At 43.3% G+C, this 15,807-nt stretch carries 11 protein-coding genes; 4 read left to right on the top strand and 7 right to left on the bottom strand.

The window, feature by feature from the left end; translation table 11 throughout:
- The first annotated feature begins 97 nt into the window (after positions 1-97).
- Positions 98-2,005 (top strand): signal peptide peptidase SppA, encoded by a 1,908-nt coding sequence (gene sppA / locus AC0KUT_RS06860; RefSeq protein ID WP_488834596.1) that lies wholly within the window; start codon positions 98-100, stop codon positions 2,003-2,005.
- A 120-nt stretch (positions 2,006-2,125) separates the two neighbouring features.
- Here the strand turns inward: sppA and AC0KUT_RS06855 are convergent, their stop codons facing one another.
- Positions 2,126-4,339, bottom strand: coding sequence for a PQQ-dependent sugar dehydrogenase (locus AC0KUT_RS06855; protein WP_488834594.1), 2,214 nt, complete (start codon positions 4,337-4,339; stop codon positions 2,126-2,128).
- 345 nt (positions 4,340-4,684) lie between these two features.
- Between AC0KUT_RS06855 and AC0KUT_RS06850 the strand changes: the two genes are divergently transcribed.
- From AC0KUT_RS06850 to AC0KUT_RS06840, 3 genes are all read left to right on the top strand, one after another.
- A complete protein-coding gene (locus AC0KUT_RS06850) occupies positions 4,685-5,650 on the top strand; it encodes a sulfite exporter TauE/SafE family protein (RefSeq protein ID WP_488834593.1) in 966 nt (321 codons plus the stop codon).
- Between the two features lie 393 nt (positions 5,651-6,043).
- On the top strand, positions 6,044-6,607 hold the full coding sequence (locus AC0KUT_RS06845) for a hypothetical protein (RefSeq protein ID WP_488834589.1): 564 nt from the start codon (positions 6,044-6,046) through the stop codon (positions 6,605-6,607).
- Positions 6,608-6,866: 259 nt separating this feature from the next.
- Entirely contained in the window at positions 6,867-7,469 is a 603-nt protein-coding gene (locus AC0KUT_RS06840; RefSeq protein WP_488834587.1) for a DUF2238 domain-containing protein, read from the top strand.
- Positions 7,470-7,539: 70 nt separating this feature from the next.
- Here the strand turns inward: AC0KUT_RS06840 and AC0KUT_RS06835 are convergent, their stop codons facing one another.
- The 6 genes from AC0KUT_RS06835 to AC0KUT_RS06810 form a co-directional block, all read right to left on the bottom strand.
- Entirely contained in the window at positions 7,540-8,607 is a 1,068-nt protein-coding gene (locus AC0KUT_RS06835) for a protein-glutamate methylesterase/protein-glutamine glutaminase (protein ID WP_488834586.1), read from the bottom strand.
- A gap of 5 nt (positions 8,608-8,612) precedes the next feature.
- Positions 8,613-9,227, bottom strand: a complete 615-nt coding sequence (cheD, locus tag AC0KUT_RS06830; RefSeq protein ID WP_488834584.1) for a chemoreceptor glutamine deamidase CheD — start codon at positions 9,225-9,227, stop codon at positions 8,613-8,615.
- Positions 9,217-10,080 (bottom strand): CheR family methyltransferase, encoded by an 864-nt coding sequence (locus AC0KUT_RS06825; protein WP_488834581.1) that lies wholly within the window; start codon positions 10,078-10,080, stop codon positions 9,217-9,219. The genes cheD and AC0KUT_RS06825 overlap by 11 nt, the downstream gene beginning before the upstream one ends.
- 67 nt (positions 10,081-10,147) lie before the next feature.
- Positions 10,148-12,856 carry a methyl-accepting chemotaxis protein gene (locus AC0KUT_RS06820; RefSeq protein WP_488834578.1) on the bottom strand — a complete coding sequence of 903 codons (2,709 nt, stop codon included), beginning with the start codon at positions 12,854-12,856 and terminating at the stop codon, positions 10,148-10,150.
- A gap of 4 nt (positions 12,857-12,860) precedes the next feature.
- The gene (locus tag AC0KUT_RS06815) at positions 12,861-13,367 is read right to left on the bottom strand and encodes a chemotaxis protein CheW (RefSeq protein WP_488834576.1); all 507 of its coding nucleotides are present in this window, start codon (positions 13,365-13,367) and stop codon (positions 12,861-12,863) included.
- A gap of 192 nt (positions 13,368-13,559) precedes the next feature.
- Complete coding sequence (locus tag AC0KUT_RS06810; protein ID WP_488834575.1) at positions 13,560-15,767, bottom strand: methyl-accepting chemotaxis protein; 2,208 nt, start codon at positions 15,765-15,767, stop codon at positions 13,560-13,562.
- Positions 15,768-15,807: the final 40 nt, after the last annotated feature.

Below are 15,807 nucleotides of genomic sequence, written 5' to 3'. Positions count from 1 at the left end.
TCTATGCGTGCTGAGCAATGTTCAAACGCGCACCAACTGCAATCTATAATCTTCACCATTCACGCTATGAATAATCCACAAACAAAAGGAACACAAGGTGTCAGTAAACTACTACGAACCTCCAGCAGCCAAGCAGGCAGCATTTGCTACGCCGAACACTATGACGAATACACCACCACCTAAAGCGCCCAAGCCCAGCAAGATAAGACGCTTCTTCAGCGCTATCGGGGCAAGTATTACTTGGTTGCGCAACACCTCTCTCAATCTATTATTTTTGTTTATTGTCATTCTCGTCATTGTGGCCATAGGGTCCAGCGGCACAGCACCGCTACCCGAGAGTTTTGCACTGCGCCTTGAGCCAAAGGGAATGCTGGTAGATCAACGCAGCTTTATTGATCCCACCAGTATGTTATTGAGCGACGAAGACCCTAACGATCAAGAAACCCTCGTGCGCGATTTGGTAGAAGCCATTAACCAAGCCTCAACTGACTCACGCGTTACAGGCATGGTCATTAAACCTAAACACCTTGCGGGTGGTGGGATTAGCAAACTAAATGAAATTGGCCAAGCATTAGAAAAATTTAAAGCCAGCGGCAAAAAAATCATTGCCGCAAGTGATAATTACACTCAAGATCAATATTATTTAGCCAGTTTTGCCGATGAAATATATTTACACGAAATGGGCTCGGTCGAAATTAATGGCTACAGCCGCTACGCCAACTACTACAAAACCGCACTGGATAATTTAGGCGTAACCGTACACGCCTTTCGCTCAGGTAAATACAAAGACTACCTAGAGCCTTATTTACGTGACGACATGTCGGCGGAGTCGCGCGAACACAACAGTCAGTGGTTGGGCGCACTTTGGCAAGAATACACCGCACAGGTTGAGCGGGCGCGCAAACTTCCTGCAGGCAGCATCAATGAGCTGATCAATAATCTCGATGCGTTTATGGCCCTTACTCAAGGCGATAGCGCCAAATTAGCACTTGAAAACGGCCTAGTGGACAAATTGGGTAACCGTCATGAATACGAACAATTGTTAAAAGATGCGGGATTGAAAACCAGCGTTCCTACCGATGAATACCTTCATAAAAATACGCACAAAGCGCTACCGAAAGCCAACCATGTAGGCTTAATAGTTGCGTCCGGTACTATTAGCGATGGCAGCAAAGAAAATGGCGAAATCGGTGGTGAAAGCATGCGTAAACTGTTGCGTAGCCTGAAAGACCGTAAAGACATAAAAGCGCTGGTTATACGCGTTGACTCAGGCGGCGGCAGCGCTTTTGCCTCAGAAATTATTCGTGCAGAAATCATTGTACTCAAAGAAAAAAACACTATCCCTATATTTATCTCTATGGGATCAGTCGCCGCATCAGGCGGCTATTGGATTGCCACAGCAGGCGATGAAATTTGGGCGCAATCAACTACCATCACCGGCTCCATTGGTGTGTTCGGGGCTTTCCCCACACTGGAAAAATCCCTTAACAAAATCGGCATCAATACCGACGGTGTCGGCACCACCCAACTGGCTGGCGATATGCGCTTAGATCGACCCCTAAGCGCCAAAGCAGGAAAAGTTGTGCAATTGAGTGTGGACAATATTTATCAACGTTTTATTCACTTGGTCGCCACCACACGGAATAAAACAGTCGATGAGATTGACGCTATAGCTCAAGGGCACGTTTGGACTGGTACCACTGCACAAAGCCTCGGCCTAGTCGATCATCTAGGTACGCTCGATGACGTTATTGTCGCAGCAGCAACTGCAGCCAACTTGGAAGATTATGATGTGAAACTTATAGAGCCCAAGTTATCACCCAAACAAGAATTCATTCGCCAACTCACCTCAAGTAACGCCAAACTACTCGCACCTGCAGCCCTGTTAGAAAACTTTTCGGCACTAGCATTGGTAAACGAAAAATTAAAACCTTTAGCAGAACTGCATAAAATGAATGACCCGCAAGGTATTTACGTGCGGTGCTTGGTGTGTGTAGCCCCTTAATAAGTTTAATACCAGAGGTGTTTTTCTAAGGTAAATTTAATTACTCCATCACCTCAGTGCCAGCTTTCGGTTTTCATTTATAGGGTACCGAGAGCCTGCACCGAGGTGCAAAAACAGTCGTTAATTACATCCATCTAGTGCACTTATCCAACGCTCAATAAGTGTAGTAGCCTCTAGGTCCACCAAATGAGTCCCCAAAGGTGGCATTTGGTTTTGATCACGTAGGTTCATGCGCGCTAACAAAACTGAACGCTCTGGTGCGCCGGGGGCAATAATTTTTGCGTTGCTAATACCTAAATCACCTACCGCTGGCGTTACGTCACAAGCATAACTCTCACCTAAGTCTGTATCAAAACGTAAATCCAAGGCCACAGGTGTTGTACCTCCCGGCCTATGGCACCCGCTGCAATTGGTATGTAAATAACTACGCGCACGCTGGGCAATATTCACATCAAGCTTATTTAGCGGCGCTAACGCTTGTGATTTTTGCTGCGGAGTAATCCTATTCATAAAAATATTTATATGCTGCAGACTATCCAATTGATTGGCATTCACTCCGTTGGGATAGAGTAGCTCACCATTCAACTGCAAGGTTTCTAGCCCCAAAGAAAAATTAGCCGCAACGGTGTGGCATTGTAAACACTGCCCAGGGCTAGGATACTGCCAGAGAAGCCCATCACTCATTTTCTCTTTACCACCTGCCAATAAATCCGCGTCACTTTGGTCATCTCTCCACTCATAACTAAAGCCCTGCCAACCAAGTTCACCATAAGCAAACAGGCGTGTTTCAATAAAGCGATTATTCAGCATGAAGTGCTTCATCAATACACTGCCACGCGGAAACATAAAATCACCATCGGTTAGCAGAGTGACTGTAGAATTGTCAGGCAATGATAAAAAGCGCGTTTTAACAGCACCATCAGACCAAAGTGGGCTTTGTACGTTGTAAGGAATCATGACATTAGCTGCAAGCTGTGGGTTAATTTCGTCCACACATCCAGTTGCAGAAAGTTGCGGTGCCATTAAACCTGGCCTCATCACACCACCTGATGCCTTCAACTTTATAATTTGAGAGCCTGCCCCCGATTGGGTTAGGGCATAGAGTTCACCTTGATTATCTTCAGCAAAAGACACCAGATTACCCATCGTATTACCGTGTTGCGCACGCACTACACCACCAGACTGAGGACGACTAATTGATTGAATGCTACTGTCGCAATAGTCGCCAAAAAAATATTTCCCGTAAGCTGCGGGGTATTGACTGCCACGATAGACATATCCGCCAATTACCGAGCAGACGCCCTCATTATGACTAATCGCCAACAGCGGCAAGACTTTGTTCGCAGGAGAACAATTCGCTCGTCCGCTGTAACAGCCCTCCCCCTCCATATCCCCCCAACCATAATTGCCTCCACGCTCAACAACATTAATCTCTTCCCACGCTCCTTGCCCTACATCTCCCACCCAGAGTGCTTGCGTCTCGCGATCAAAACTAAAACGCCAAGGGTTACGTAAACCATAAGCCCAAATCTCATCTAGAGCTTCGCTCAATACAAAAGGGTTGTCAGCCGGAATACCATAGGCGAGAGCAGGCGTGCTGTTGTTGACATCAATACGCAAAATTTTACCGAGAAAGTCATGTAAATTTTGGCCATGTTGTTGCGGATCACCGCCACTGCCACCATCGCCAGTTGCGATATAGAGATAACCATCGCGACCAAATGCAAGCTGCCCACCATTGTGATTGCTATATGGCTGATTAAAACGAAGTAAAATTAATTCTGACGTCGAATCAATTACGCCATCGCTCATCATCTTAAAACGCGCTATGCGTGTCTCTAAGTTATTAGACTCGGTACGCGCAGTGTAATTAACATAAACCCATGAGTTTCTTGCAAACTCGGGATGAAATACCATGCCTAAAAGACCTAACTCACCACCCGATGTAACGCGATCCTCAATGTTTAAGACCTGCGTAAAACTATTGGCATCCACTTTATTGGCAAACCGTAAAATTCGACCAGACTGTCGCACTAAATACCAATCATCATTGTTATTGGGCGCCTGCAACAAGCTAATCGCAGCACTGGCATTCGGCAGCGAAGGAAATGCGGGCTCCCAGGCAATATTCACACTAGCACTATCGCTTATTGGTAAAGGCGCTATACATTTAGCGTTTAAAGGACGCAGAACCAAACCCGAGCGCACACTGCTCAAGTTGGCAGAAGTCGCAGTGGATGAAGTAACTGCAGAAACACTAGCAGTAGCACTAGAGGTTGCAGGGACATTATGGCTAGCGCCACCGCAAGCCGTTAATAACAGCACTAACGTCATAAAAAAACAACTCAAACCGAACCTAGCTGATCGAGTTATCGACATACAAATAGTTATCGCCATAACAAGCTACTCCTAAAAATATACGACCATTTTAAAAATCAGTATGTACCTATATAAGGCTGAACATACAGTTACAGCTCACAAAACACCAAGGCCATGGGTTCACCAAAATTTATTTGGTTGTATTTATAGAATTTCACCAGCAGGAACATTTACCTGAGCACAATTTTAATCCACAAAAAACTTCAACAAATTGATCTAAGCTGAGAACAACTCAGTATTTCTCACGCAACTAAGACTCAATTACGATGCGCGCTCCACCACTCCTGAGCTACACGCATCATGAAAATAAGAAGTCTCGATTTATCCGACAGCCCCCTTAATTTGGAACACCAACGCTTAGGGCTACCGCCCTTAGAAAAAATACCACAACATCCGATTATAAACGCAGCCATTTGGTTTACCGCCTTGGTCTTGGTAAGTCTTCTAGCCTTAGGATTATTTAAGCTTTTTGGCGGAAGTTGGGAAGAAGGCATCAGCACCATAAAAGCAACGCTGGACAACAAACTATTTTGGAGTGCAGTGCTCGTAGGGCTGCTGGCGCAAACGATTGATGGGGCGTTAGGTATGGCCTACGGCATCACCTCTACTAGCTTTTTATTGGCATCCGGCGCATCTCCAGCGGTTGCAACTACAGCGGTCCACATGGCCGAAGTTTTCACTACCGGTGTGTCAGGAATTTCTCATGCAAAATTGGGCAATGTTGATAAAAAATTATTTTTACGCTTATTAATTCCTGGCATTATCGGCGGACTTATAGGCGCCTATGTAATCACTCAAATTGATGGAAAAATTCTTAAACCGTTTATAACAGGCTACCTATTGCTAATGGGGATTTATGTATTAAGTAAAGCCTTTAAAAAGCATTTAGCCAAAGCGAAAACGGAACCTAAACATGTAGCAAAACTTGCGTTACTTGGTGGTTTTGTAGACACCACCGGTGGCGGAGGTTGGGGGCCAGTAGTAACCACAACACTAGTGGGAACAGGGCACGATCCACGCACGACCATTGGTTCAGTTAACTTCGCCGAATTCTTTTTAACTCTCACCAGCGCTGCATCACTGTTTATCTTAGTAAATGAAACGGTTTGGCATTTGGTCATGGGGTTGATTGTAGGTGGCCTCTTTGCCGCCCCTTTTGCTGCCTACGCCTGTAAACGGTTTTCAACCCGCAGCCTATTAATGTTGGTTGGAATATTAATTGTGAGCATATCCATCTTTAATATCTACAAAGTATTTTATGGATAGACACACCATAGATAACAAATAAACCTGCAAAATACTGAGCCGAGCATTTGTGCATTAAGAACAAATACTCGGCCTTTATTTCCATAAACCCCATTTGCATTTACAACTAAGAGAGTTTCTCTTAATAGTTAGTTAATCTAAGAAAAATGATGAACTGCTTCTGCGCATTTACTACTTAAGCTGATAAAAATAGTCACTCGACCTCAACAATAACGCGACAATAATAATTAAATGTTATCTAGCACGACAACTAGCTTGATACGGTGCACTTATCGACCAATTAACCTTGCTTTTTGCCCTGATCAAGGGCAACTTCACTAGGAGAGCAAATTACAGCCAGCCATGCACCGTGTTGCATTACAAATAATGCCTAGAATTGCAAAGGGACTAAATATGAAATATTTACTGATAGTTTTCGGAATACTGATAAGCCTATCCTCATCTGCCACACCTATCTCATTGGCTGGGCAGACGATAGATGCCTATTTAGAGAGAGTCAAAGACGATCAGCACCTCATGCCAATCGGGCGCATAGCTGGCTTTGGATTAGATGCCCCTTTTCTGGTGCGAGAGGGTGATGCAGACCTACAACAATATGACGGGTTATTTACGTTGAATGTCGAATCAGATAGCTTTATCGTAGACTTTAAAAAAAATGCGCGCTGGGCAGATGGTATTGTATTTAAACTATTACACTCCAGCTTAACCTCACAGACAGCAAGCTGGAATACTCTTAGCTACAAAACCAATATTGACGGCATGCAGATCGATGCTGGACAAGGTTGGGCTAGCTTGGATTTCAGTTTAATTCGATTTACGCAAGACAGTTATTTTATTGGATACTTTCACTCTGTTGCACTCCCCGAACCGAACAGTGCCTTATTATTACTCGCCTGCTTAGCGTTACTAACAATAAAGTTTTCCTTTCTCAAACCCAATCGAAACACCCGCCTATAGTCTGCAAAAAAGCACCTAACATACACAACTTACTCCGCGCCAAGGGGTTAACCCTTGGCGAATAAACACTCGGTGATCTGCCAATATTTTCTGTTATTCTACCCTCTAAAGGCTGACGCAAGTCTATTCCTTTCATTTTTCACCCTTTCTTTTTTTTCGCGGCAGGACATACTCAAAAATTTATTCTTATACCGATAAGCTTCCTGTCTTTACACCTAAAGGATCCACTATGCCACTTAGTCGCCAACCAGCTCTCATAATGATGCTAATCGCAACCTTCGTCTGTCTTATTATTTCCGGTTGGACCCCATACGACCGCATCACATGGATACTTGAAATATTTCCCATAGTTATTGCGCTGCCAATAATGTTTGTCAGCTACAAGTCATTTCCTTTAACAAGCCTGCTATATATCTTAATATTTCTCCACGCATTGGTCCTAATGCTCGGTGGAGCCTATTCATATGCACGCGTCCCTCTAGGCTTTAATCTACAAGAGTGGTTTGAACTCTCGCGCAACCCCTACGATAAAATAGGCCATTTCTTTCAAGGGCTAGTCCCTGCATTGGTTGCTCGGGAAATACTCATTCGTCATCACATAGTGAAAGGTAGGAAAATGCTGAGCTTTATTGTTATCGCCATTGTTTTAGCAATTAGCGCAACCTATGAACTCATTGAATGGGCAGCCGCGCTCATGCTTGGCCAAGGCGCAGATGAGTTTTTAGGAACTCAAGGTGACCCATGGGACACACAATCTGATATGTTTTCGGCATTATTAGGGGCTGTATTTGCACTGGGACTTTTTTCAAAACTACACAATCATCAATTACAGCTCTACACACAAATGAATGAGCACGAATAGCTTTAAATACTTGCGAGCAGAAAACCTGAGTATCTCAGCTTAGGTTTTCTAAAAAAATTTAATAAAACACCTAAAGCCGATTACCCGCCCCTAATGTTTTAATTTTTTCCAGTATAGCCTGACCCATTTTTTCAAGCTCAATAGTTTGATCAACACCTCCCACATGTACCGCCTCTTTAGGCATACCATAAACCACGCAACTCTGCTCATCTTGTGCAAAGGTATAGCCACCATGATTGCGAATTTCAAGCATTCCTTTAGCGCCATCTTTCCCCATACCTGTCAGCAACACACCTATAACATTCCCCCCCCCAGCTTGAGCTACAGACCCCATCATTACATCCACGGCAGGCCTATGCCGGTGTACAGGCTCTACATCAGATAACTTACAAATGTAGTCAGCCCCCGAACGAACCACAATTAAATGATGGCCCCCTGGCGCAAGGTAAGCATGCCCCGGCAAAATACGCTCTCCGCCATTGGCTTCTACTACATAAAGATTAGTTAGTTTGTTTAGGCGCTCAGCATAGGTCTTGGTAAACCCAGCGGGCATGTGTTGGGTCATCACAATACCTGGAACTGCTGCAGGAAACTGCATTAATAAATCTTTAATAGCCTCTGTTCCACCGGTTGAGGCGCCTATCGCAATAATTTTTTCGGTGCTCTGCAAACGATTACCGGTGGATAATTTTGTTGGAGCACTTGCTGTAGAGTTGTTTGATTTAGCTAAGGGTTTAACTTTTACTGAGGCCGCCTCCGCCAGCTTTTCGATAATCAATTCAGCATATTCACGAATACCGTCGTTAATCCCAATTTTCGGTTTAGGTATAAAGTCTACCGCACCTAATTCAAAGGCCCTTAGAGTGGCTTCCGCCCCCTCTTCGGTTAAGGTCGAAATCATAACCACAGGTGTTGGTCTTGCTGTCATAAGTTTTTCTAAAAATGTTAACCCATCCATTCTTGGCATTTCTACATCCAAGGTAATTACATCAGGCGAATACTGCTTAATCATCTCGCGAGCCACATAAGCATCAGGCGCCGCCCCTACTAATGTAAATCCAGGGGCCTCACGAATAATTTCTGTCAATAGGCTTCTAACCAATGCAGAATCATCGACTACTAACACTTTTATCGTCACAGCAACTACTCCCCAAACAACTCAACCTCACCACTTTTCGGTGTGTATTTAACCCGCATGCGATACTCACTTTCCCGATCGAGAATAGTAGAGTTATGAATTGATTTAATTTTTTTCACCATAACTTTGCCCGTTTCTGGAAAAAAATAAACCTTGCGTGGATATTCGTCCATCAAATCCTGAGCGAGTATCGGAATCCCCTCATTGTGTAAATAGTCCAACACAAACTCTGAATTTCGCTGACCGACATTATTAACGGTTAAGCCACGCAGAACATTGCCACCACCAAAAACCTTAGCCTCAAGCCGATTGCGATTCGCGCCAAGTTTTAGAAGATGATTTATCAGAAGCTCCATGGCATAGACTCCATAGCGCCCAGATTCAGTCATCAAACCAGTATCATTACTGCCATCACTGGGGAGTAAAAAATGATTCATTCCACCCATCCCAGAATATTTATCTCTCAGACAAACGGCAACACAGGATCCCAGTACCGTCACAATCAATTTATTGCAGTTAGTGACATAGTATTCGCCCGGTAAAATCTTTACGGCATCACAATCAAAATATCGATCAAAATAGGTATTGGGAGCAAGGTGTACATTATTCTCAAAATTCATGGCTTCCCCCCTTGACTAGATGTCCTGCTAGTTGATATGTCGTTTTGCCTACCAGTTTTACTAGATGGGATGCCTGAGTAAAACTCTCAGAATGGCCCGCAATGTATATTCCATCGTTGCTCAGCAAGCGAGTCATCCGCTCAAGTAGCTTTAACTGTGTAGGTTTATCAAAATAAATCATTACATTTCTACAAAATACTACGTCAACAGGTGCACTTATTGGCCAGTTAGCATCCAGCAAATTTATTTTTTTGAAATCTATCAGCTTTCGCAACTCATCTACTACTCTTGCCTTGCCAGAGTTAGCCCCCTTACCACGATGAAAAAATTGCCTTTTTTGCTCGATGCTGAGACTCTCGATACGATTGAGAGGATATACACCAAAGCTCGCCTCACTCAAAACATTACTATCAATATCAGAGGCAATTATTTCAACCGGCGGGTCATATCGTCCATAGGCTTCAGCAAGGGTAATAGCGATAGAGTATGGCTCTTCCCCTGTGCTCGAGGCGGCACACCATACGCGCAGATTTCTTTTTTTGTGTTTGTGTTGCTCAACAAACTCCTTAAGAATCACAAAATGGTGTGGCTCCCGAAAAAATGCGGTGAGGTTGGTAGTAAGGGCATTCACAAACTCTTGCTGCTCTTCCTGACTTTCCGCTAAATAATCCAAATAAGCAGGAAAATCGGGAAAATTAAGGCTGCGTAAACGACGAGCCAAACGGCTATACACCAATTGCTTTTTTGTATCAGAAAGATTTATACCTGCCTTACGATAAATAATCTTCCTAACTTTTTCAAAGTCAGCATCGCTATAGTCGAATTCTCTATCAGAAGAATGAGATGAGGTCACAGGGCATCCAGTAGCAGGTTAAGATCTAAAAAAGCTCCCAATAAACTGAGAGCTTTGAATTTATTTTCTAGAAAGATTCCCATTCATCATCTTGGTTTTTTGGAGGAGAAAGTTTTTTACTCGCTGCTGGTGCCAATTTTTTTGCAGGTGAGGATAGTCGTGTGGTGGGAACTGGTGCTTTTCTACTGCTTGCTCCATCGTTTCCGAGGCGGAATCGAGAAACTCTCTGGGTCAACTGATCGGCTTGTGATTGCAGACTTTCGGCAGCAGCAGCGGCTTCTTCAACTAACGCAGCATTTTGCTGAGTCATTTCATCCATTTGAGAAACAGCAGTTGATACCTCCTCTATACCTGTAGACTGCTCGGAAGAGGCCGCGGCAATTTCTGCCATGATATCGTTCACCCGTTTAATGGCATTAACAATTTCTTTCATGGTATCGCCAGATTTTCCGACCAGTGAGTTTCCATTTTCTATCTTTTTAACCGAATCGGAAATCAACCCCTTAATATCTTTTGCTGCATTCGCAGAACGCTGAGCCAATGTGCGAACTTCAGAAGCGACAACTGCAAAGCCACGCCCTTGGTCGCCTGCGCGCGCTGCTTCTACTGCAGCATTGAGCGCAAGGATATTGGTTTGGAAGGCAATACCATCAATGACCCCAATAATGTCCGCTATTTTCTGCGAGGACTCATTAATAGAGCCCATAGTATCCACCACCTGCTGAATGAGAACGCCACCATCGATTGCCACTGTGGAAGCTTGGGTTGCAAGAACGTTAGCCTGTTTAGCATTGTCCGCATTGAGTTTGACAGTAGAAGTAAGCTCCTCCATGCTCGATGCTGTCTCCTCCAAATTAGCTGCCTGCTGCTCTGTACGACTAGATAGATCCGCGTTCCCTGATGCAATCTCACTGGACGCGGTGAATATAGTTTCTGCGGCGACGCGAATCTCCCCAATAATTTCGCCCAAGCTCTCAGTCGTACTATTGCAATAGTCCTTAAGCTCACCGAAAGTACCTGAATAGTCAGCGGTAATTTTTTCTGTTAAATCACCTTTGGCCAAGGCACCCAGTACGCGATTTACTTCACCCAAGCCAATGTCTGAAGTCTGCATCAAAGCATTTAAACCTTCTGCCAAGGTTAAGAAAAACCCGGCTTTTCCTTCGGTAGGTATACGTGCTTTAAAATTTCCTGCGCCTGCTGCCTGAACCACGTTACTCACTTCAGATTCAACTGCCACTTCTTGAGTTCGATCTAACCACTCAACCACAGACCCTAGACGACTTCCATCCTTGGAAAAAATTGGATTTGCCACTAAGCGAAAATGGCGTTTACCAACAACAATATTACCCGTGTAAGATGTAGTTAAATTTTCCAACAACTTCATTTGATGAGCTGGGTTTTTATGGAATATATCCATATTACTACCAAGTATCTTATCTACCGAAAAATGCGGCAATACGGATTGAATATCATTTTCGGCGATACGTAACATATTTTCGACAGATGTATTCATATAGATAATTTTTCGATCTGTATCAGCAATCATTACATTAGTAGTAGTTGTCTCCAGTGCACCTAAAATTCGGCTCATTTCATGTTCTAATGCAACCTCTTTAGTGCGTTCTACCCACTCAACAACCGACCCTATTCGTTCGCCAGTATTAGAAAATATTGGATTCGCGATTAAACGAAAACTCAAACCCGCCACCACAATATTGCCAACATAGGTATCGCGCAAGTTGGAGAGTATCTGGCTTTGATGACTTGGGTTTTTATGAAATATATCAATATTACTGCCAAGAACCTTATCAACTGAAAAGTGTGGTAATGCCTTACGTAAATCCGACTCTGTACGACGCAACATAGCCTCAACAGCTTTGTTCATATAGATAATATTTCGGCCCGCATCGGCCAACATCACATTACTAGATGTTGCATCGAGCGCTTGCTTAATACGACTGTTTTCATTGGACGCCTTCACGCCCAACTTGAGAGACTCAAGCATTTTGGCCATTGCAGCCAGTATGCTGTTATCGTTGGTAATTACAGGAATTGAAACTTCAGTATCGCCATTTGATACAGAGAGAGCGATAGTTTGAAGTATCAGAGGGTCGGCACCAAGATTTCGCAATATACTTTTTGAAAAAATATATGAGCATAAGATAACTGAAAAAATAGCAAGCACAACGGCAACATAAAGAACTGTTTCATAGGTTTCAACAAGTGAAACGGCATTGTTTTGTTGCTTGTTGACATAAGTTTCTGACATCTTCACTAAAACGAGCGCATCCTTTCTGTGCTCAGAAAATACTTCCTTTATTTTTCTAAGAGCCAAATCTAAAGCCACGTCATCCCCCGCGGCGGCAGCAGGGATAACTTCAGCCTGAGCCACTCCAATAAACTCGCGAGCTTTCGGTGCTAATTTTTTATTCAAAAATGACATAATCTCAGGCGAAATATCCTTACTATTATTCCAACGATCCATTCTTTTTTCAAACTCATCGATACGAGCTTTTGCCAATCCGATTATATGAGCTCGCTCAGACTGATGCGTAAAAGCTAGCTCACTTAAGTTCATCATTGGCCCAACCAAATACAACGGAGGAGGAAGAACATCAGCCTGCAATTCAACAGCGTAATTAATCCTATTGGACTGCTCGCTGCCAATAGTAGTATAGACCGTCAATAAATAGCTCACGGAACCAAGCAGCAGTACCGAAACAATAGCAATAATCGCCATCGTGGAAAGTTGTTGTTTTAGCGTCAGTCTCATGGTTTTATTCCTTCACAGAAGATTCAATGTTTTTATCGAACAGCCCCATTTCCTCGCTTGAAATAAGCTCATTGATATCGACCATAATAATCATTTGTTCATTAATAGTTGCCAACCCAAGTAGATAGCGACTATCAAATGCCACACCGAAATCCGGTGGCGGGCGCAGCTGCTCTTTGTTCAAACTAACCACATCACTTACGCCATCAACCACGATTCCGACAATTCGATTATGAATATGCAACACAATGACGATAGTAAACTCATTATAAGTTGCAGAACCTACATTGAACTTTATACGCAAATCAACAATAGGAACTATATCACCGCGCAAATTGATGACGCCCTTAATAAACGAGGGAGCGTTAGCTATTTTAGTAACAGATTCATAACCTCGAATTTCTTTCACTGTGAGGATATCTAACGCGTAGTTTTCATCACCGAGAGTAAAAGTAAGAAACTCTTGATCTTTTGGTGTAGAGACAATTTGAGTACTTGCGGATTCGGCCATTACCATTACCTTTTATCCTAGTTTGTTGGAAAAACACTAGCAGTTATCTTAAAGTGTAGTGCTTATGCCTATATCCGTAGCCGCCACTTAGAGTTTTCCCATAAAAAATTACATGCTTGAAACAGGTCCTTAAATAACCGCCCTCTGGTAAATTTCAGACTTGCTTTCTAGTGGTGCACCTACTGAATATAATTAAAACGACTCCCACTCATCATCCTGAACTTTAGGTCGAGATAGAGTCTTAGGAGATGCCACTGAAGTTTTTTTAGGTGGGAGAACTTGTTTTGATACAGGTTTTGATTCTTTCTGTTCACAGTCACCCCTTAGTCGAAATTGATCAACTCTCTGTGAAAGTTGGCTGGCTTGGGCCTGAAGACTTTCTGCGGCCGCAGCGGCTTCTTCAACTAAAGCGGCATTCTGTTGAGTCACTTCATCCATTTGTGATACGGCCGTAGTAACCTCTTCGATACCCGTTGACTGTTCGCTCGATGCTGCAGATATTTCAGCCATAATATCGTTGACGCGTTTTATAGAGCCCACTATTTCTTTCATTGTTTCGCCGGACTTGCTGACCAATATATTGCCGTTTTCGATTTTCTTTACCGAGTCAGATATTAGCCCTTTAATATCTTTAGCCGCATTGGCGGATCGCTGAGCCAAAGTTCTGACTTCAGATGCCACCACTGCAAAGCCACGCCCCTGATCACCAGCGCGCGCAGCCTCAACAGCGGCATTTAACGCAAGAATATTAGTTTGAAATGCGATTCCATCAATCACGCCAATAATGTCGGCAATTTTTTGCGACGACTCATTTATCGAACTCATGGTAGAAACTACTTGTAAAATTAGCTCCCCTCCCTGGATTGCAACACTAGAGGCTTGGGTCGCTAATATATTTCCTTGTTTAGCATTGTCCGCATTTAATTTAACAGTAGACGTTAGCTCCTCCATACTTGAAGCCGTTTCCTCAAGATTGGCCGCTTGTTGCTCAGTTCGACTAGACAAATCATTGTTGCCGGAGGCGATTTCATTGGCGCCGGTAGAAATTTCTTCAGCTGCATCTTTCAGCTCAGTGACTATATCGTGCATGCTTTCAATTATGGTGTTGACCCCTTCACACATGGTTGCCAACAAACCTGATTTGCCTGTCAAATCTATGCGCGCTGTTAAATCGCCATCGACCGCCTCCTTAACTACGTCTCGGACTTGATCAACAGTGATTTTCATAGCATTGGCAAGATTCACTTGTTCAGTAATATCTGTAGCGTATTTCACTACCTTAAAGGGTTTATTATTTGCATCCATAATGGGGTTATAACTTGCTTGAATCCAAACTTCTTTGCCACCGCGACCAATACGCTTATATTGGCCAGCGTCATATTCTCCACTCCCAAGGCGCGACCAGAAATCGCGATACTCTGGGCTTTTTGCAAACTCTGGCGCTACAAACATACTGTGATGTTTACCCTTTATGTCAGCAATGTTGTATCCCAATACATTTAAGAAATTTTCATTTGCATTTAAAACAGTTCCATCCAAGCTAAATTCAATGACAGCTTGAGATTTACCTATGGCAGCTAGCTGACCAGAATAATCAGCATTTCTCATTTTTTCTGCTGTGATATCAGTTGCGTACTTAACCACCTTGAAAGGTCTATTATTGGCATCCAAGATAGCGTTGTAACTCGCCTGAATCCAAACTTCATCGCCATTTTTGGTGATCCGCTTATATTGACCAGCATCAAATTCACCGCGATTTAATTTCTCCCAAAATAACCGATATTCATTTGAGTTATGCTGCGCAGAACTGACAAAGATACGATGATGCTTTCCTTTAACTTCTTCTAACTTATACCCCAAAACATTGAGAAAATTATCATTCGCGTTGAGAATAGTTCCATCGAGCGAAAACTCAATTACAGCTTGGGATTTTCCAATAGCGGAAAGTTGCCCAGCATAGTCTGCATTACGAATGACATCGGCGGTGATATCTGTAGCATATTTAATTACTTTAGCAGGACGACCATCTATTAAAATCGGGTTATAACTAGCTTGTATCCAGACCTCTTTTGCGTTTTTTCCGACTCGTTTATATTGTCCGCTGTCGTACTCACCGCGACCTAAACGAGCCCAAAAGTTTTTATATTCAGCACTTTTTGCATAGTCCGTCGCTACAAACATACTATGATGTTTGCCTTGAACTTCATCGAGCCTATAGTCCATTACATTGAGGAAATTATCGTTCGCAGTGAAAATATTGCCGTTTAAATCGAACTCAATGACAGCCTGAGATCTACCTATAGCAGAAACTTGCCCTCTTAAATCAGCCAGTTCCGCTGAACTGATGATAACGGCATCCGAATCGACAGCAATGCGTTGTAGCTTTTTAAAAAGTTTCATACTTGACCTTTTTCAACCGAATAATAGAAGATGTAAACAG

This window comes from Cellvibrio sp. 25HG11W-0, from assembly GCF_057815475.1.
The sequence above is the reverse complement of the archived record's forward strand: the minus strand, read 5'-3'. Positions and strand labels throughout refer to the sequence as shown.